This is a genomic window from Lysinibacillus sp. A4 (assembly GCF_024919535.1).
Lineage (GTDB): Bacteria > Bacillota > Bacilli > Bacillales_A > Planococcaceae > Lysinibacillus > Lysinibacillus capsici.
This window is the reverse complement of the sequence record NZ_JANWTB010000004.1, coordinates 308,046-326,527: the sequence shown is the minus strand read 5'-3', so window position 1 is coordinate 326,527 and position 18,482 is coordinate 308,046. Positions and strand designations below refer to the sequence as shown.

Below are 18,482 nucleotides of genomic sequence, written 5' to 3'. Positions count from 1 at the left end.
ACCACTTCCTTTCTATTTTTAGGAAGTGGTTTTTTAGGCCACAGCAATTAATCGTGAGGTGTGGTAGGGGAGAAATAAAGAAATTATATAGTATAATGTGGGTGAATAATAGATTCGAAAAGAGGGGAACGGATGTATGCCGACGATACTTGTTGCGGATGATGATGCGAACATTCGTGAACTTGTTTGCCTTTTTCTGCGCAAAGACGGGTTCACTACAATGGAGGCAGGGGATGGTAAAGAAGCATTAGCCATCTACGGCTCAACATCTATTGATCTTGTTGTACTGGATATTATGATGCCAACAATGGATGGCTGGACACTATGTAAGGAGCTCCGCAAAATGAATACGGATCTTCCTCTACTGATGCTGACTGCAAGAGGGGAAACATGGGAAAAAGTGAAGGGCTTTGAGCTTGGAACGGATGATTATTTAACAAAGCCATTTGATCCGTTAGAGCTAACTGTACGTGTAAAGGCACTTTTGAAGCGCTACAGGATTGGCCATTCGCAGACCATTCAACTTGGTCAAATCACGCTGGACCGTCAGACCTATAAAATTATGAGAGGAAAAGATGTTATTTCACTACCGCTCAAGGAATTTGAATTATTATATAAGCTTGCCGAAACACCTGGACAAGTCTATACAAGAGAACAACTGATCGATCAAATTTGGGGGATTGATTATGCGGGAGATAATCGAACCATCGATGTACATATTAAGCGCCTGCGTGAGCGCTTCAACACCATCACTGATTTTCATATCGACACAATAAGGGGTCTGGGCTATAGGCTTGAGGTTGAGGAATGATTAAATCTTTATATACTCGCGTCGTTTTAATCTTTCTAGTTGCTGTCATTGGGGGGACTGTTATCTCTTTTTTCATGGCAACATGGGTATTTAAAGATAAATTAAATGAAAACTTGCAAATTCCCTTACTAAATTTTGGACAAGACATGGTACAAATTTTTGACACATTGCCATATCATGAAGCCGATCGTTTTATACGCGATATGCATCAGCTTGAATCCTATCATGTTCGCATTTATGAAGAAACAGGGCAGTTTATGGCTTACGGAAAGCTTCATGGCAATGAGTTAGCCCCTGTAACAATGGAACAAGTACAAGCTGTACTGGATGGAGAGGTCATTCAAGTAATTCCAAGTGGTATTTCATCCATACTTGTCGGCATACCTCTAACAACTGAAATGGGAACAAGAGCGATGTTTATCCAAACGATTGCTTTACCTTCAACCTCCTTTTCCATCAAGTTGATTCTGAATTTTGCTACTTATGCCTTAGTAATAGGAAGCGTTGTGTTTTTAGTTGCAGCGATGTTTTTAGTCAAGCCCATCAAAAAACTAACACAAGCCACTAAACATATTGCTGGTGGTGATTTCAATGTCGAATTAAATATTAAGCAATCAGGGGAGTTAGGTACGTTGGCTAAAAGCTTTGAAGATATGGCGGAGGAGTTACAGCAGCTAGAGCAAATGAGGAGAGATTTTGTATCGAATGTGTCCCATGAGGTGCAGTCTCCACTTACCTCCATTTCTGGTTACGCATTAGCACTGAAACAAGTTGATGTAACGGATGACGAGAAAAACCGTTATCTTGATATCATCATTTCGGAGGCCAATCGAATGTCTAAGATGAGTGATAGCCTTTTAAAGCTGAGCTTACTAGAATCAAAGACACAGCCAATACATCTCGATACGTTCAGTCTAGATGAACAAATTAGACGTGTCATTGTCTCCCTCCAGCCTCAATGGTCCTCTCGCAATATTGATTTTGAGCTCCAGTTGAAGGCTGTTCGCCTCATGGCTGATTACGATCAATTACATCAGGTATGGGCAAATATTCTTACGAATAGTATTAAATTTTCAAGTCCTAATGAGACGATTGAGATCAGCATGAAGCAAAGTGCAAATCATGTGATAGTCCGAATAACGGATAGAGGCATTGGGATTTCTTTAGAGGATCAGCAACGTATATTCGAACGGTTTTTCAAGGCCGATCGTTCCCATAGTCACAAGTATGAAGGCAGTGGAATGGGGCTTGCTATCGTAAAGCAAATCGTTTTACTACATCGAGGAGAAATTGAAGTCGAGAGTGAGCTTGGGCATGGAACGACAATCATTGTCACATTACCTATTACCTTAAATGAAAGAGAGCATGTTACGACTCCTATAGAGATGTCGTAACATTTTTTTGTTGTTCATCTTGTGTTCATATTGTCGTCATTCGGCAGACATCTCTCTCCTTTATAGTTGCACTAACAGCTCAAAAGTAGCTGGAATAATCGTAGTAAAGGAGGGAGGCACGAGTAAAGGTGGATCCTCTCGTGCATCAAACATGAAAAAATTTATGCGTGTTTTACTGAAATCAATGGCAGTCCTAGGTATATCCATTGTGGGGCTACTTGTCATTGTTTTTACAATAAACATGATTTGCAACAAAATAGAGCAAGGAAAAATAGAACCTTATGGTCAGCTCGTCTCCGTGAATGGGGAAAAAATGAATGTCACCATTCAAGGTAAGGGTGCTGAAACCATCGTATTACTACCAGGCTTCGGTACTGCAGCACCAACGCTCGACTTTAAGCCATTGATAGATGAACTAGCTCCCTATTATAAAATCGTTTCAATAGAGCCCTTTGGCTATGGCTTAAGTGAGGATACAGCTAAAGAACGAAGCACAGAGAATATTGTTAGTGAAATCCATGAAGCTTTACAGGAGTTAAAGATTGATCGGTATATGCTAATGGGACATTCGATAGCAGGCATCTATGGACTCGATTATGTTAATAAATATCCGAATGAGGTAACTGGATTTGTCGGGATTGATAGCAGTGTCCCTACACAGGGTGGTATGGACACGAAGTTTCCAATTAAGTCGTTACAGCTGCTAAAAAAATCAGGGATTGCAAGAATTCTTATAAAATTTTCAGATGATCCCTATGCAGGTCTTCCGTATGATGACGACACAAAAGAGCAAATTAGGATGATTACACTCAAAAACTTTTATAATACAAGCACTTCAAATGAATTAGAGCATATTAGCAAAAATTTCACGGCAGCCAAAACTCTTACATTCCCTAAAGATCTACCTCTTCTCTTATTTGTCCAAGCGAAAAGTGGTGGAGTTGAAAAGAACTGGATACCGCTTCATGAAGAACAAGTCAAACATTCCGTATACGGCAAAGTAATCACACTGGATGGGGATCATTACTTACACCATACAAAATCGGAGGAAATCGCAGACAACGTCAGATCGTTTATGCAAAATAAATAATCCATAGTTTCTTACCTCTTTGCTGTTGGAGGTAAGATTTTTTAATACTATCCTCTTCCTTACGAAATTTTATAAAATCTTTCAATTGAGTTGTAATCCATACTTCGATGAGCATTGAAATACTTCCTGATTATAATGTACGTAGAACAATTATTCTATCAGGTAAGGAGCTAATGGATGAAAAATTATCAATTTATTGCTTTATTAGTAGTAACGACCTTTTTAATGGGTTCATCATTTGCCATTGTTAAATTAGGCTTACCGTATGCCTCGCCTTTATTATTAGCTGCACTTCGCTTTATATTGGCTGGTATAATCATGGCTATCGTTGTTATTATCTTGAAGAGACCTCATCCTAGTACAAGGAGTGAGTGGTTCAAGTTATGCATGATCGGGCTCTTTCAAACAGCAGGTGTGATGGGGTGTATTTTTTTAAGTCTCCGCACCATCACGGCAAGTGAGTCTTCTATTTTAACATTTACAAACCCATTACTAGTTGTAATTTTTGCCACCATTTTCATGAAAGTGTCCTATCGTTTCTATCAATGGATCGGGGTTTTGTTTGGCTTAATCGGGGTGATAATTACGATGGGGGCACAAGTTGAATGGAAAGTAGGTATCCTTTTTGGCTTGCTATCAGCTGTTTTTTGGGCTACTGCCACCCTGTTAGTGAAAAAATGGGGCGTGTTATTTGATACGTGGGTTTTATCTGCATATCAGATGCTATTTGGTGGCTTACTCTTATTACTAGGAAGCGCATTGTTAGAACAGCCATTTTTTATTGTGAATCCACAATCGTTATTGATTCTGTTGTGGCTTAGTATTTTTTCCTCGATCATACAATTTGCAGGGTGGTATTATCTTCTGCAAAATAGTGATCCAGGAAAAACAAGTGCCTATTTATTTTTAGCTCCTTTTTTTGGCGTATTAACAGGCTGGGTGTTATTGGAAGAACCGTTAAAACCATCACTAATGGTTGGCGGCTTATTCATCATCATGGGCATTTATTTAGTAAACCGAACTTTTAGTGGAGAAAGGGCTAGGAGATAACCCCGTGCCCTTTCCTATTTTACAAATCTAAATGAAAGACCTCTTTAAAGCCTATTTTCCCTTTCTCCGTCACTTTAATGGCGCGAATAGAGGGAACTCGTAAAAGCCAACCAAGGTTGAAAAATTGATTTAATAGCTCACAGCCTAGTGCACCAGCTAAATGATAACGCCGTTCACTCCAATCTAAACAAGCATGAGAAAAGGATCGTCGTTTTCTCTTTAAAGCAGTTAAATCGATTCCGAATGTCGTAAAAAATAATATGCCCTCATCTGTCAGGACAAATTGTTTACCCTCCAATGTAAGATAGCCTGCCTTGAGCATCGATTCCGTTAATTGGACACCCAATTTACCAGCAAGGTGATCATAGCAAGTTCTAGCATCCTGTAATAACTTGATTTGGCTCGATTGCTTTAATGAACGTACTTCAGGTGGTGGAGAGATGGCTAGGAATGACTCTAAAAATTGAGCAATGTCCTCACCAGCCAATTGAAAATAACGATGACGTCCCTGCTTTTCAACTTTTATCAGCTTTCCTTCTACTAATTTAGCAAGATGAAAGCTAGCAGTTTGTGGTTTGATGGCAGCCATATATGCTAGTTCACTAGCCGTATGAAAACGACCGTCCATCATACTAGCAAGTATGGTTGCCCTTGACGTTTCACCAAGAAGTGCCGCTATTTCTGCCATGTTTGGATTAATTCCCATTCTGTCACAATCCTTTCAGTGTCCTATATTTAGATTTTAGTCAAAGTCATTATGGTTTACAATAAAAGTAATAGAGGAGGAGAAATAAATGGAAACATATTATGCAGTGATTTTTACATCGCAAAGAACTGAGCAAGATGGGGATGGCTATGGCAAGATGGCTGACCTAATCGATGCCTTAGCACAGCAACAGCCTGGTTTCATTCGTGTTGAAAGTGTTAGAAATGAGGAAGGAAAGGGCATAACGGTGTCTTATTGGGAATCGCTAGAGGCTATCCAAGCATGGAAAGACAATGCCAAGCATTTAACAGCACAACAATTGGGTAAAGACAAATGGTACACAAACTATAAAGTGGAAATCTGCCAAATGATAAAAGATTATTCATTTGCCAAATAGCAAGTAAGAAGGAGGCTTATTTTTTATGACGATTGTGGAAGAATGGCACGAACTAAGACAAAAATTTAATCCTTCCAATCCGATAACCATTAATCAAATGCATATTTTTAAAGATCAATTAAAGCAGGTTCAACAAACAGAAGAAACATTAAGGATATTAGTAGAGGTCTACTGTTTACTTAGGATGTATCCTGAGGCATATCAGTTATTTACTGTCATTATGAATAAAGACGATAAAAAGGATCGAAAAAAGTATGGCGTTCTCCAGACCTACATAGATAAACCAAATTCGGTGAATCCTCTGCTGCCAAGAAAAATTAGAGACCATCAGCAGCTTAAAACGAAAATTCCAACGTTTAAATATCTACCAAACCCTCTAGAGGCTGAAATTTTTGAAACAGATGAAATCGTTGTATGTGATTGTTGCGAGCAAGAAGTGGATGTCTATTATACTGGTGGTATTTATGCAATTGAGGAAGTAGATTATCTTTGTCCTTCCTGCATCCATAGTGGGGAAGCAGCTCAAAAATATGATGGTTCTTTCCAGCAAGACTTAATGGAGGATGAACAGGTTACGAACCCCAAGTTTACTGAGGAAGTACTCTTTCGGACGCCTGGCTATGTAAGCTGGCAGGGCAATAATTGGGTGGCACATTGCTCTGACTATTGTGCGTTTATCGGCTATGTTGGTTGGCGTGATTTAGTAGAGTTAGGAATTGAGGATCAATTTGATAATTATACCGGCTTTTCAAAAGAAGAACTTTCTGCATCCTTAATGAACAATGGTCATCATCAAGGCTATTTATTTCAATGCTTGGAATGTGACCGTTATGTGCTTTATTCAGATTTTAGTTAGTCGTTGTTTGAGGGGGGGTAGAGAAGTGGAACAATTTCTACAACGATATATCTATTCATGGCGTTTAAATGGTTGGCTTATCCACGATATTTTTTTCTGCATCGTGCTAGGTACGGGACTTCTACTATTTTTGTTTATCGTCATGAAACGAAAACGACTCGTTATTTCTAGCATTTTGCTCATTGCCTTTTTATTCGTCAGTAATCTATTAATGATTGTTTTTGGCTTAGCGGGGAGAGGCTTTCCCATTAAATCCGATTCGCCGATTTATACAGATGATTCACAAAGCATTGCTGTTCAAATGGTGCAAGGCTCAGAAAATAATGGGACATCGAATGGAATTACGCATTTAATCGCACATCATCTCCTAGTAGCTGTGAATTTACAAACAGGTGAAAAGCAATGGACAAAATCAGCTTCCTATAAAGAAACACTGCTTGGGGAATTTATGGGGGGTGTTCTTGTCCATCATCGTGATGATGAGTTTGGTCAATTATCCTTGGTAGATATGGAAACAGGCAAAGAACTACTTTCTGAAAAAGATTTTCGAACGCAACATCCGTCATTAATAGCGATATTGAGCAATAATGCACATCAAATGGCTGTCCTAGAGAACCATTTATATTTGGAAGGGGTCGATGGCAAATTCTATCGCTTTGATGGTAAAACATTAAGTGAGGATGCGAAGGCTCAAGATTACCTATCTGCCCGTTTTTTCATCGAGACAGAGTTGCCGGGCTATTTTGCTACACATCCACAGCCTGTAGAGGATTATCAGGCCATTCGCGATTTTAGTCAAGCTGTCCTAACCGAGCCAGCCATTCAAGCCTATGAAAATTTACAACCAAAAGTGGTGGATGTAGATATCATAGAAAAAACGGCTCTTGTTTCATATAGGCAAACACAGCGAGAAAGTGCTGAACACATGTTATTGCTCTATGATATGAACAAACATCAGGTATTGTGGGAACGCAATATTGGCATCATTAATTCCCAACAACAACAGCCCACTGTTCGGACATTAGAGAATAGCTACGTCATTCAAGCTGGTGATAGATTACTAGTATTCGATAAAGATACGAAAAAGAGGTCTGTTCACTATCATCTACGTTGGAATCGTCCTATTGATGAGTGAAATCTACTGGAAAAATCGTTCTTTTTTTGATTCGCCAAAAAAGGAGTATAATTTAATAGGAAGAAACTCTTTTTAAAAGGACGGCGTGCAAATATGAATGAACAATTAGTAGATTGGATTATACGCTTTCAAAGGGATAAGGATATTGAAGCACTGGCCCATTTAAAAGATTATTGTTATGAGATGATCGAACCTTTGATGGAAGAATTTACGATGAAGTATGGCGAAGAAGCAGGCCAGTTATTACGCCTAAAGTGGGATAAACGATTTTATTTTATATTTACAAAATATCAAGTGAATGTAGGGCTATCTCTAGAGACATTTGTAAAAAATACGTATCGTTTTTATTTCATGCAGGTGTTACAAAAGGCTGGTTATAAGTAATAGAAAAAACCCTTCATTTGGGAACTGACTATCGTTTTTGAGACAGTCAATCCCATAATGAAGGGTATTTATTTTGTCTTTATACTCTTATAAGTAACTGATAATAAAGTTTTTTATAAATAAATGCGTTTAGATGAATTGGCTATGTTCAATTCTTTACGATATTTTGAAACTGTGCGTCGTGAAATTCGAATACCCTCAGTTTCTAATTTTTCAGTTAGTTGTTGATCTGATAAAGGAGTTTTTCTATTCTCATTTTCTACTAATTCTTTAATGCGACTTTTTATATAGGACACAGAATCAAGCTTTCCTGAATCGTTGATAATTCCTTTTGTAAATAAAGATTGGAGTGCAAAGATTCCATGTGGTGTACGGATAAATTTATTTTTAACCGCACGACTTATGGTGGATTCATGCATATTTAATGCTTGTGCAACATCTTTTAAACGCATAGGAGATAAGGCTTTTATTCCATGTTCAAAGAATGAAGCTTGTAAATCAAGAAGTAATCGTGTCAGGCTGTATAAAGTTTTATCACGTTGAGCTATTCCTTGCGTTAAAGCTATAATATCGTTCATGCATTGCTGGTAATAGGCATAATCTTCAACGGACTCTTTTAATAGATCTACGTAATCTTGATTAATTTCTATTTTAGGTAAAAACCGATTATTTAGTTCTATTATCCATTCCCCATTCAATTTGCTAATGATTATATCAGGTATAATATACGCGCTAGTAGCATTATTATCCAATGAAGCTGGAATGGGTTTTAGGTTTCTTATATATAGAATTGTTCGTTGAGTTTCTTCTATTGAAATGTCGTAAGTTGTACTTAACAATTTAATTGATAAATTAGCTACTTGTTCTAAATGATGTTGAATGAATGGAGCTGCAAATGGTGGGGCTTCTATATCATTGTAAATTTGAATTAATAAATACTCTTTCATATTTCTAACGCCAACGCCAAGAGGTTCGAATGTTTGTAATAGATCTAACAGTGTATTTATATGGTCTAAAGAGATGTTAAATGATTTAGCAACTTTGGATAAATCTACATTTAAAAATAGATGTTCATCGAGGTTATGTATGAAATATTTTAAAATTTCTCTGTCATGTGGTGTAAGATTTAGGTGTAAAGGTATTTGATCGAGTAGTTGGGTAATATATGAATGTTGCTGTGTTAATCGAGTTTGAATGAAATCATACTGTTGCTTTTGCTTAGGTTGAATACCTTTTATGGACATTGTGGCAAGGTCTACAATATCCTTTGTGTGATTCATGTTTTTCTCAATGACAGTTAATAGTGGATTTTCATTTGATTTCTCATAAATATGTTGTTCTAATTCGGAGCTGGAGTATTGTAGTAGTTCCAATTGATGAATGAGTTCAGTTGTCAACGTTTGAGTAATTTGTTGTGAGACGTTTAAATTCATTTTCAAGGGAATCACCTCATTTTCTCTATGTAATGTTATTATTATCTAATCTACAAATTTTGTCTATAATGGATCAGATATTTAGTAAAAAAACATAATGCTTAAAGGTAAATAGTTCTTACAATGAGTAGGAAAGCAGATAAAGTTCAATGACGTTGTTGAATGAGATAAACTTCTTATTTAGAATATAGACATAGTTATAAATGTTAGCTACACAGTCATGGAATGCCCCATTTAAAGTTAGATTTTCCTTTAACTTTTATGGGGCAATTCAATTTTGCATGGCATTTCTCATGCTCTATAATCCTAACTTGAAGAAAATTATAAAGGTAAGATGTAACTTTTGGCGAATTAAAAAAGATAAGATAATTAAATTAAACTTCCGTAAAAGGTGTAATTTTCATGAAACCTAATCTATTAACTATTTTACGGACTATTACGAGCTATTTTCACTATAAACAATTTGGCTATATTACTTTTTCGATTTTTGTGGGGGGAATATCATGTTGAATGCCGAAAAATTAGTGCAATCTATGCTGGATGCATTTGGTGAACTATTACAATTGGAAATGGCCTATTTCACTTCGAATGGTGAAGTTTTTATAGCAACGGAAGAATATAGAAAGCAAAAAGGGATACAGGTACACCTTCCGTTCTTTCAGAAGTATTATTCTAAATCTGTTCAATATTTACAAAAACCTGGTCAAATGAAAGTGTGTTCTGGTTGTAGGTTCCAAAATAACTGTCCATCTAAAGTGGAAATGCTAATGAATTTAGTAAAAGGAGATCGTCACTTCGGATATTTGACATTTGTCAGTTTTACAGATGAGGGGGAGAAAAAATTTTCATCTGAGCCGAAGGAATATCAGTATTGGTTAGCTCGGTTGGGAGATATGATTATTAATGCCTTGAACAACGAAGGATCCTATTTATTGCTTGAAAATAAAAAAGGATTTGATACGAAATATGTATTAGGCAACGCACCTCACTTACAACTTATAAAGAGTAAGTTAAGTAGTATTGCAAATAGCCCATCTTCAATTGTCATAACAGGAGAGACGGGAACAGGGAAAAGTTTATTAGCGAAATATATTCATTCAAATAGCATTACACACAAAGGGAAATTTATAGAGTTGAATTGTGCAAGCATTCCAGAAAACTTGTTTGAAAGCGAGTTGTTTGGCTATGATGAAGGGGCGTTTACAGGGGCTAGAAGAAAAGGGAAAATGGGCTATTTTGAAGTAGCAGATAAAGGTACTTTATTCCTCGATGAAATTACAGAATTACCATTACATTTACAAGCGAAGCTATTAACAGTTTTACAAGATGGGCTTATTTATAGAGTCGGAGCAATTGAGCCTAGAAAAGTAAATGTAAGGATTATTGCTGCGACAAATAAACCTTTAGAAGATATGGTGAGAAAAGGTGAGTTTCGTTCGGATTTATATTATCGACTAAATGTGATCCCTTTAACATTACCTCCTTTAAAAGAAAGAACAGATGAAATAGAATATTTGATTGTAAAATTACTTGAAAAGATTCAGCATAAAACAGGGAAATTTATTAAAGATTTTTCGCAGGAATTTTTGGAGGAATTGAAATCATACTCTTGGCCAGGGAACATAAGAGAGTTAGAAAATGTATTAGAGTACAGTATGGTAATGGAAAATTCCCTACAATTAACAAGGGAAAGCTTACCGAAATATATCATCGAGAATAATCAAGCACAAAATCTTTATAGCAATTCTAATCTATTGAAAGATACGGAAATGGAGGTCATCTACCAAATGCTCTCTATATATGGAAATGACACTGCTGGAAAAGAACGTGTTGCTGAAGAATTAGGCATAAGTACAAGAACGCTTTATAGAAAACTAAAAAGTGTAAATTTATAGTATAAGTTTGACACAAATACCTTGCTTTTAGAGATTTTTAAATTTCTCACCTCCTTAAGGGGAATTTAAAATGAACTTTCTAGGTATTTGTGTTTTTTTATGGCTAATTTTAATGACAAAAGTGACAACGGAATTGACAAAAATGGCAAAAAGGAAATTTAGTATATTTTTGAATCTTTTACTATACACATTTTGAAAATCCTTTAACATCAGAACTTTCTGACATTTCGTAGATTAAAATTGTAAATGGATTTGTGTTTCTACACTTGGCACGTATTTTGCTAGATATATAGTAAGCAAAGGGAAGGAGGAAGATTTATTTGGTAGATTATTTTGAATTGGAAGGTAAAGTGGCTGTGATTACAGGAGGGGCCTCAGGGATTGGCCTTGCAACAGCTAAATTATTAAGTGAGTTGGGAACTAAAACTGTGATTTTAGATATTGATCAACAAAAAGGTAAGGATACTGAAAAAAGCTTTCAAGAAGCTGGTTTAGATGTTGAGTTTTTAAAATGTGATGTAACGAATACACAAGATTGCAAAAGTGTGGCTGATTCTATACAGGAGAGATACGGAAAAGTAGATGTACTTTTTAATAATGCAGGCATTATCCGTAGAAAAACAGTGGTGGATTTAGAGGAAGCGGATTGGGATGCTGTTATTAATGTTTCTCTAAAAGGGGTCTATCTACTTTCGAAATACTTAATCCCACTCATGAGAGGAAATGGTGGCAGTATCATTAATACTGGTTCTGGGTGGGGAATCAAAGGTGGAGACAAAGCTGCATCTTACTGTGCTGCAAAAGCAGGGGTTGTAAATTTAACAAAGGCTATGGCTATTGATCATGGTCCAGAAAATATTCGCGTAAATTGCATTTGTCCTGGAGATACAGATACGCCATTACTTCGTGGAGAAGCAAAACAATTAAATATAGATGAATCAAGTTTCTTACGTAGTTCAGCAGTTGATAGACCGTTAGCAAGATTAGGAACACCTGAAGATATTGCTAAAGGGGTACTATTCCTTGCAAGTAATTTATCTGCTTGGGTTACAGGAACGACATTAACAGTTGATGGTGGCGGCTTAGCCTAAAAATAATTATAGAGGGAGGCAAATTAAATGAGTAAAAAGGTCCATCCATATATCCCTAATATGGTATCTGAGGTAAAGCAAGAAATGCTAGATGAAATTGGTGTTCACTCCGTTGAGGAGCTTTATTCGTGTATTCCGGAGGATTTACATTTTAAAGGTACCATGAATATTCCAAAAGCTTTGAATGAATTAGAGTTACGACGCCATATTGAGGGTCTTTTAAATAAAAATGTAAGTACCAATGAATATATTAATTTTCTAGGAGCTGGTTGCTGGCAACACTTCATACCAGCCGTATGTGATGAAGTGAATCAACGTGCAGAATTTTTAACAGCTTATGCAGGAGAGCCTTATGAGGATCATGGACGCTTTCAAGCATTATTTGAATATCAAAGCTTAATGGCGGAGCTTGTGGATATGGAAGTAGTGAATGTTCCTACATTCGATTGGGCCCAAGCTGCATCTACATCAATTCGTATGGCGAGTCGGATTACAAAGCGTACGAAAATATTACTTGCTAATACACTTTCTCCTGAACGCAGAAAAGTTATTACAAACTATGGTACACCACAGTTATCATTTGAAGGAATAAAATTCAATCTTAATACAGGATTAATGGACTTAGCCGATTTAGAAGCAAAGTTGTCAAACGAAGTTGCAGCTATTTACTTTGAAAATCCATCCTATTTAGGTTTTATCGAGTCGCAAGGTCAGGAAATTTCACAACTTGCTAAAAAATATGGGGTACTTATGATAGTAGGAGTTGATCCAAGTTCTCTAGGGGTATTGGCACCACCAAGTCAATATGGAGCGGATATCGTCTGTGGAGATCTTCAACCATTAGGTATGCACATGAATTATAGTGGAGGGCAAGCTGGATTTATTGCAACATATAATGATCCAAAATTTGTTAATGAATATCCATCACGATTGTTCGGTATTATTCCGACTGTAAAGAAAGGTGAATATGGTTTTGGTGACATTGCCTATGATCGTACGTCCTTTGCAGATAGAGAAAACGGTAAGGAGTCTGTAGGCACACAAACAGCTCTTTGGGGGATTACAGCAGGTGTGTATTTATCATTAATGGGACCAAACGGCATGTACGAGTTAGGTCAAGCCATTATGCAAAACAGTCAGTATGCAGTAATGCAATTGAATTCTATTAACAATATTCGGGGTTCAAGAATTACCTCTCCATTTTTCAAAGAGTTCATTATAGATTTTAACGATACAGGATTAACAGTAGAAGAAATCAATTCACGATTACTTGAGCAAAAAATCTTCGGTGGTAAAGACTTATCGTTGGAATTTCCTGAATACGGTCAAGCAGCACTTTATTGTGTAACTGAAGTTCACACTAAAGAGGATATTGATAAGTTAATCAATGCTTTAGCTACAATTGTTGGATATTAAATAGGAAGAAAGGAGTTTTAACGTGGATAAGATTCTAAGAGAGAATGTAAATAAAGATTTTCATCAAGCTAAATGGAATGAACCTATCATTTTTGAGTTACATCAATCAGGAGAAGTTGGAGTAGAAGTTCCGCAACCTTCAAATGAGATTGTAGCAGCAGTCGGTGATGGTGTTTCATCCTTACCTCAGAAAATGAAAAGAGCAAATAAACCAAATTTACCAGAAATAGGACAAGCGCGGGTGTTACGACATTATGTAAGACTATCGCAAGAAACATTAGGCTCTGATTTTAATGTTGAAATTGGACAAGGCACTTGTACGATGAAGTATATTCCAAAAATTAATGAATTGCTTATTCGTAATCCTAAAATAATGGAATTACATCCTTTACAAGAGGGTAGTACTGTCCAAGGAATGCTAGAAATTATTCACAATTTGGACTTAGCGATGCGTGAAATTTCGGGGATGGATTGTTTCTCTTTCCAACCAAGTGGTGGTACACAAGCATTGTTTGCGATGGCATCGATTGTACGCAAATATTTTGAAGTAAAAGGTGAAGCAGATCAACGTAATGAAATTATTACAACCATCTTCTCACACCCTTCTCAAGCAGCAACCGCAGTAGTAAAAGGTTATAAAATAATAACTATTCATCCAGATAAAAATGGTTTTCCGGATATTAATAAATTGAAAGAAGTTGTATCCGAAAGAACAGCTGGTTTTGTTGTAGCTAACCCTGAAGATACAGGGATTTATAATTCTAAAATTAAAGAATTTACGAAAATAGTGCATGATGTTGGTGGAATTTGTTACTACGATCAGGCAAATGCCAATGGACTGTTAGGAATCACACGTGCAAGAGAAGCAGGTTTTGACATGTGTTTTTTCAATCTACACAAAACATTTGCAGCACCTCACATGTGTGGAGGGCCAGCGACAGGGGCTCTTGGGGTCACAGAAGAATTAAAGCCTTATTTGCCAGGTCCAATTGTTGAGAAAGAGGGAGACCAATATGTGTTAAATGATCAATTAGAGCATTCGATTGGAAAAGTACGATCATTCCATGGGGTAGCTCAAACGATTTTGCGTTCTTATGCTTGGATTAGAGCATTAGGCACAGATGGACTTAAAGCTGTGGCAGAAACAGCCGTATTAAATAACAATTATCTGTATAGTAAAGTATCAAAAATTCGTGGTGTAAGTGTGCCGTATATACAAGGGCAAAGATTAGAGCAAGTTCGTTATAGTTGGGAGCAGTTGGAGAAAGAAACAGGTGTTACAACAGAGGATGTACAGCGCCGAATGACTGACTTTGGTTTACATTACTGGACTAGTCATCATCCTTATATTGTTCCACAACCATTTACACTTGAACCAACAGAATCTTATTCTAAGGCAGATTTAGATGAATATATTCAAGCGCTTGAGCAGATTTCTAAAGAAGCATACGAAACGCCAGAAATTGTTAAAGCAGCACCGCAAAATAGCACAATTCATCAGTTAATTGAAGCAGACTATTTAGATGAGCCTTCTAAATGGTGTATTTCATGGAGGGTATATCTACAAAAGGTGAAAAATAAAAAAGAATTAATTAATAACCATTAGGGGGGTGTTTGAATGAGAACCAATCATAGAAGTTTAAAAAATAAGAGAGTAGTTATTACAGGAGGTGCTAGTGGTATAGGATTAGCCACAGCACAACGTTTTATAGAAGAAGAATCGATAGTGGCTATTTTAGATATTAATAAAGAGGGTATTGAACAGTCGATAAATGAAAATCCCGGAATTGCTAAAGGCTATGTAGTAGATGTTAGTAATCCTGAAAATGTAAACGCTGTTTTTGAGAATATAAAAAGAGATTTAGGTGGTGTAGATGTTTTTATTGCGAATGCAGGTATTAGCATTCGCAATAAGTTTCTTGATATTAGTCCTGAACAATGGAGTAAAGTATTAAACATTAATCTTAACGGGGTATTTTATACTTCACAAGCAGCCGCAAAAATGATGGTGGAGCAGGGCAAGGGTGTCATACTTATGACAGCGTCTACAAATGGAGTGACAGGACATCCATTCTATGCTGACTACAATGCTTCAAAAGCAGGGGTTAATCTTTTAGCACGAACAATGGCATTGGAGCTTGCTCCAAATATCCGAGTTAATACGATATGCCCTGGATACGTACTAACCCCTATGCAAATGGCTGAGTATACACCAGATATGTTGGAAGTTGTAAATGAAGGTATCCCTCTGAAACGACATGCAGATCCTAAGGAAGTCGGAGCATTATACGCTTTCCTTGCTTCGGATGAGTCATCTTATATTACCGGACAAACAATTGCTATTGATGGTGGAGAACTAGCTTAATTAAATGGAAGGGGTTATTTAATGAAGAAAAATAGATTCTATTTATTATTGGTGTTGGTTATTTCGCTAATGGCGGCATGTTCGGAAAATAAAACAAATACACAAGTTCCAGCTACTGCGGATGCAAAAAGTGAGGATCAGGATAAAAGTGTAACAACAGAAATGAAATTGGTTAAGGATGGCAAGTTAACATTTGCAATGAGTGGTTTACTAAAACCATTAAATTATAAGGAAAATCAAGAATTAGTAGGTTTTGATGTTGAAATAGGGAAAGAAATTTCAAAAAGGATTGGGCTTGAAGCAAATCCTGTAACAAATCCATGGGAAACAATTATTCAAGGGTTACGAGGTAATAAATATGATGCCATTATTGGCAGTATGACAGCTACTGAAGAAAGGTCTAAACAGGTCGACTTTTCAATCCCTTATTATGTTTCAGGTGCTACAGTATTTATCTCAAGTGAAAATAAGGAGATTAAAACGGTAGAAGATTTAAAGGGAAAAACGATAGGCGTGATGCAAGCTAGTACGTATGTTGAAGATGCTAAGAAATATACAGATAAAATCAAAGAATTCCCTAGTGAAATCTATGCATTACAGGATCTTCCACCAGGTCGGCTAGATGCAGTAATTACTGATAGAATTGTAGGTATTTCAGCAATGCAAGAATCAGGATTGAAGATTCAAGCCCTAGGAGAGGTCATTAAAAGAGAAGAAATTGCAGTGGCGATTAATAAAGATAATGAAGTTTTATTAGAAGCGATTAATAAGGCGATTGAAGAGATGGTTAAGGATGGAACGTATAAAGAAATAAGTATGAAATGGTTTGGGAAAGACTTGTTAGAATAACTGTTAAAAATAGTGTGCCTAGTATGCTAAAGACGTACTAGGCATAGCTATTAATTGTTCTAAAATATTAAAATTGTAGACTAAATAGATTGAAAATTCTTTCTATTTTACTTCCCACCAAAATCTAATTTTATTAATAAATTTTAGCTATCTATAGGAGTGTTTGTCTTTTACGTCCACATACTTAAAAGAGGTTAGGTGATTAATATGGATTTTCTCACAAATGTAACATCAATATTTCAAAAGCATGGCATTGAGTTTTTAAAAGCGACAGTTTTAACGATTGAATTAACCATTGTTTCTTTATTTATTGCTTGTGTGATTGGGTTAGTGTTTGCCTTCTTCAAAGTATCCAATATAAAAATCTTGGAAAGTATTGCTAACGGCTACATTTTTGTTGTTCGAGGTATGCCATTAATAGTACAACTTATGTTCTTGTATTACGGTATTTCTAGTATTTTCACTTTATCAGACTTTGCAGCAGGATCCATTGCGCTCGGTATTCATTCAGGAGCATATATTGCAGAAATTTTTCGTGGATCCATTCAATCTATTGATAAAGGCCAAATGGAGGCTGGTCGATCATTAGGAATGACATATTTTAAAACAATGAGAAGAATTATTTTACCACAGAGTTTTAAAAGAGCTATTCCAGCATTAGCTAATCAATTTATCATAGGGTTAAAAGATTCGTCTTTAGTAGCTTATATCGCAGTATCAGAATTGTTTAACCATGCACTGTCAACTCAAGCATACAACTATATGCCTCTTGAAACATACTTTGTTGTGGGAATTTACTATTTAATTTTAGTCTTATTATTCACGCTGTTATTTAATAAACTTGAAAGTCGACTGGATGTTGGAAGGAGGAAAAAACGTGATAAAGTTGAAATCGCTTTCTAAATCATTTGGTGACTTAGAGGTTTTAAAAGGTATAAATCTTGAAATTAATAAATCAGAAGTGGTTGTTCTAATAGGGGCTAGTGGATCAGGGAAGAGCACTTTATTACGATGTATGAATTTTTTGGAGATATTAGATTCAGGTACGATAAGCATTAATGATGAGATTATTGATGTAAAAAGAACTAATTTAAATCATGTAAGAGAAAATATGGGGATGGTATTTCAACATTTCAATTTATTTCCCCATTTAAGTGTTTTACAAAATGTAATAGAAGCACCAATTCAGGTGAAAAGGCAAAGTAAAGAGGAAGCGATTAAATTTGCTATGAATTTGTTAACACGAGTAGGTCTTGCTGATAAAGCCAATTACTATCCTGAACAACTATCTGGTGGTCAAAAACAACGAGTTGCTATTGCTAGAGCACTGGCAATGAATCCAAGTGTTATGTTATTTGATGAACCAACATCAGCATTGGATCCTGAGTTGGTAGGAGAAGTCTTAGAAACGATGAAAAACCTTGCTAAAGACGGAATGACGATGGTCGTCGTAACCCATGAAATGGGCTTTGCTAAGGAAGTTGCGGATAGGGTGATTATGTTAGCAGATGGCAAAATTATTGAAGAGGGCTCTCCAGTAGAAATTTTTAAAGCGCCAAAACAAGAAAGAACGATTAAGTTTTTGCAACAAGTTTTATAATTATTATCTT

At 36.3% G+C, this 18,482-nt stretch carries 18 protein-coding genes; 16 read left to right on the top strand and 2 right to left on the bottom strand.

Features of this window, described 5'->3' with window-relative positions; all coding sequences use genetic code 11:
* Positions 1 to 136 precede the first annotated feature (136 nt).
* The 4 genes from NY607_RS10285 (at position 137) to NY607_RS10270 (ending at position 4,345) form a co-directional block, all read left to right on the top strand.
* Positions 137 to 811, top strand: coding sequence for a response regulator transcription factor (locus NY607_RS10285; RefSeq protein WP_131521471.1), 675 nt, complete (start codon positions 137 to 139; stop codon positions 809 to 811).
* Entirely contained in the window at positions 808 to 2,205 is a 1,398-nt protein-coding gene (locus tag NY607_RS10280) for a sensor histidine kinase (RefSeq protein ID WP_259419631.1), read from the top strand. The genes NY607_RS10285 and NY607_RS10280 overlap by 4 nt, the downstream gene beginning before the upstream one ends.
* 151 nt (positions 2,206 to 2,356) lie before the next feature.
* Complete coding sequence (locus NY607_RS10275; protein WP_237898160.1) at positions 2,357 to 3,295, top strand: alpha/beta hydrolase; 939 nt, start codon at positions 2,357 to 2,359, stop codon at positions 3,293 to 3,295.
* 177 nt (positions 3,296 to 3,472) lie between these two features.
* Complete coding sequence (locus NY607_RS10270; protein WP_259419630.1) at positions 3,473 to 4,345, top strand: DMT family transporter; 873 nt, start codon at positions 3,473 to 3,475, stop codon at positions 4,343 to 4,345.
* Between the two features lie 19 nt (positions 4,346 to 4,364).
* Here NY607_RS10270 and NY607_RS10265 read toward each other — a convergent pair whose 3' ends face one another.
* Positions 4,365 to 5,051: an ArsR/SmtB family transcription factor gene (locus NY607_RS10265; protein ID WP_066037762.1), complete on the bottom strand. Its 687-nt coding sequence runs from the start codon at positions 5,049 to 5,051 to the stop codon at positions 4,365 to 4,367.
* Positions 5,052 to 5,139: 88 nt separating this feature from the next.
* Here NY607_RS10265 and NY607_RS10260 point away from each other — a divergent pair, with 88 nt between their 5' ends.
* The 4 genes from NY607_RS10260 (at position 5,140) to NY607_RS10245 (ending at position 7,823) form a co-directional block, all read left to right on the top strand.
* The gene (locus NY607_RS10260; RefSeq protein ID WP_016991657.1) at positions 5,140 to 5,448 is read left to right on the top strand and encodes an antibiotic biosynthesis monooxygenase family protein; all 309 of its coding nucleotides are present in this window, start codon (positions 5,140 to 5,142) and stop codon (positions 5,446 to 5,448) included.
* Between the two features lie 25 nt (positions 5,449 to 5,473).
* Complete coding sequence (locus tag NY607_RS10255; RefSeq protein WP_115673324.1) at positions 5,474 to 6,304, top strand: CbrC family protein; 831 nt, start codon at positions 5,474 to 5,476, stop codon at positions 6,302 to 6,304.
* 25 nt (positions 6,305 to 6,329) lie between these two features.
* Entirely contained in the window at positions 6,330 to 7,439 is a 1,110-nt protein-coding gene (locus tag NY607_RS10250; protein ID WP_259419629.1) for a PQQ-like beta-propeller repeat protein, read from the top strand.
* 93 nt (positions 7,440 to 7,532) lie between these two features.
* A complete protein-coding gene (locus NY607_RS10245; RefSeq protein WP_259419628.1) occupies positions 7,533 to 7,823 on the top strand; it encodes a hypothetical protein in 291 nt (96 codons plus the stop codon).
* A gap of 113 nt (positions 7,824 to 7,936) precedes the next feature.
* Here the strand turns inward: NY607_RS10245 and rpoN are convergent, their stop codons facing one another.
* Positions 7,937 to 9,256: an RNA polymerase factor sigma-54 gene (gene rpoN, locus NY607_RS10240; RefSeq protein ID WP_233732810.1), complete on the bottom strand. Its 1,320-nt coding sequence runs from the start codon at positions 9,254 to 9,256 to the stop codon at positions 7,937 to 7,939.
* A gap of 503 nt (positions 9,257 to 9,759) precedes the next feature.
* Here rpoN and NY607_RS10235 point away from each other — a divergent pair.
* The 8 genes from NY607_RS10235 (at position 9,760) to NY607_RS10200 (ending at position 18,472) form a co-directional block, all read left to right on the top strand.
* The gene (locus NY607_RS10235) at positions 9,760 to 11,151 is read left to right on the top strand and encodes a sigma-54 interaction domain-containing protein (RefSeq protein ID WP_054550437.1); all 1,392 of its coding nucleotides are present in this window, start codon (positions 9,760 to 9,762) and stop codon (positions 11,149 to 11,151) included.
* 320 nt (positions 11,152 to 11,471) lie between these two features.
* Positions 11,472 to 12,242, top strand: coding sequence for an SDR family NAD(P)-dependent oxidoreductase (locus NY607_RS10230; protein WP_048392439.1), 771 nt, complete (start codon positions 11,472 to 11,474; stop codon positions 12,240 to 12,242).
* 27 nt (positions 12,243 to 12,269) lie between these two features.
* Positions 12,270 to 13,658 carry an aminomethyl-transferring glycine dehydrogenase subunit GcvPA gene (gene gcvPA, locus NY607_RS10225; RefSeq protein WP_115673321.1) on the top strand — a complete coding sequence of 463 codons (1,389 nt, stop codon included), beginning with the start codon at positions 12,270 to 12,272 and terminating at the stop codon, positions 13,656 to 13,658.
* A 22-nt stretch (positions 13,659 to 13,680) separates the two neighbouring features.
* Positions 13,681 to 15,264, top strand: a complete 1,584-nt coding sequence (gene gcvPB, locus NY607_RS10220) for an aminomethyl-transferring glycine dehydrogenase subunit GcvPB (RefSeq protein WP_115673320.1) — start codon at positions 13,681 to 13,683, stop codon at positions 15,262 to 15,264.
* Between the two features lie 12 nt (positions 15,265 to 15,276).
* Positions 15,277 to 16,023, top strand: a complete 747-nt coding sequence (locus NY607_RS10215) for an SDR family NAD(P)-dependent oxidoreductase (RefSeq protein ID WP_259419627.1) — start codon at positions 15,277 to 15,279, stop codon at positions 16,021 to 16,023.
* A 21-nt stretch (positions 16,024 to 16,044) separates the two neighbouring features.
* On the top strand, positions 16,045 to 16,872 hold the full coding sequence (locus NY607_RS10210; RefSeq protein ID WP_259419626.1) for an ABC transporter substrate-binding protein: 828 nt from the start codon (positions 16,045 to 16,047) through the stop codon (positions 16,870 to 16,872).
* Positions 16,873 to 17,079: 207 nt separating this feature from the next.
* On the top strand, positions 17,080 to 17,775 hold the full coding sequence (locus NY607_RS10205) for an amino acid ABC transporter permease (protein ID WP_048392444.1): 696 nt from the start codon (positions 17,080 to 17,082) through the stop codon (positions 17,773 to 17,775).
* Complete coding sequence (locus tag NY607_RS10200) at positions 17,750 to 18,472, top strand: amino acid ABC transporter ATP-binding protein (RefSeq protein ID WP_004230601.1); 723 nt, start codon at positions 17,750 to 17,752, stop codon at positions 18,470 to 18,472. The genes NY607_RS10205 and NY607_RS10200 overlap by 26 nt, the downstream gene beginning before the upstream one ends.
* The last annotated feature ends 10 nt before the right edge of the window (positions 18,473 to 18,482 follow it).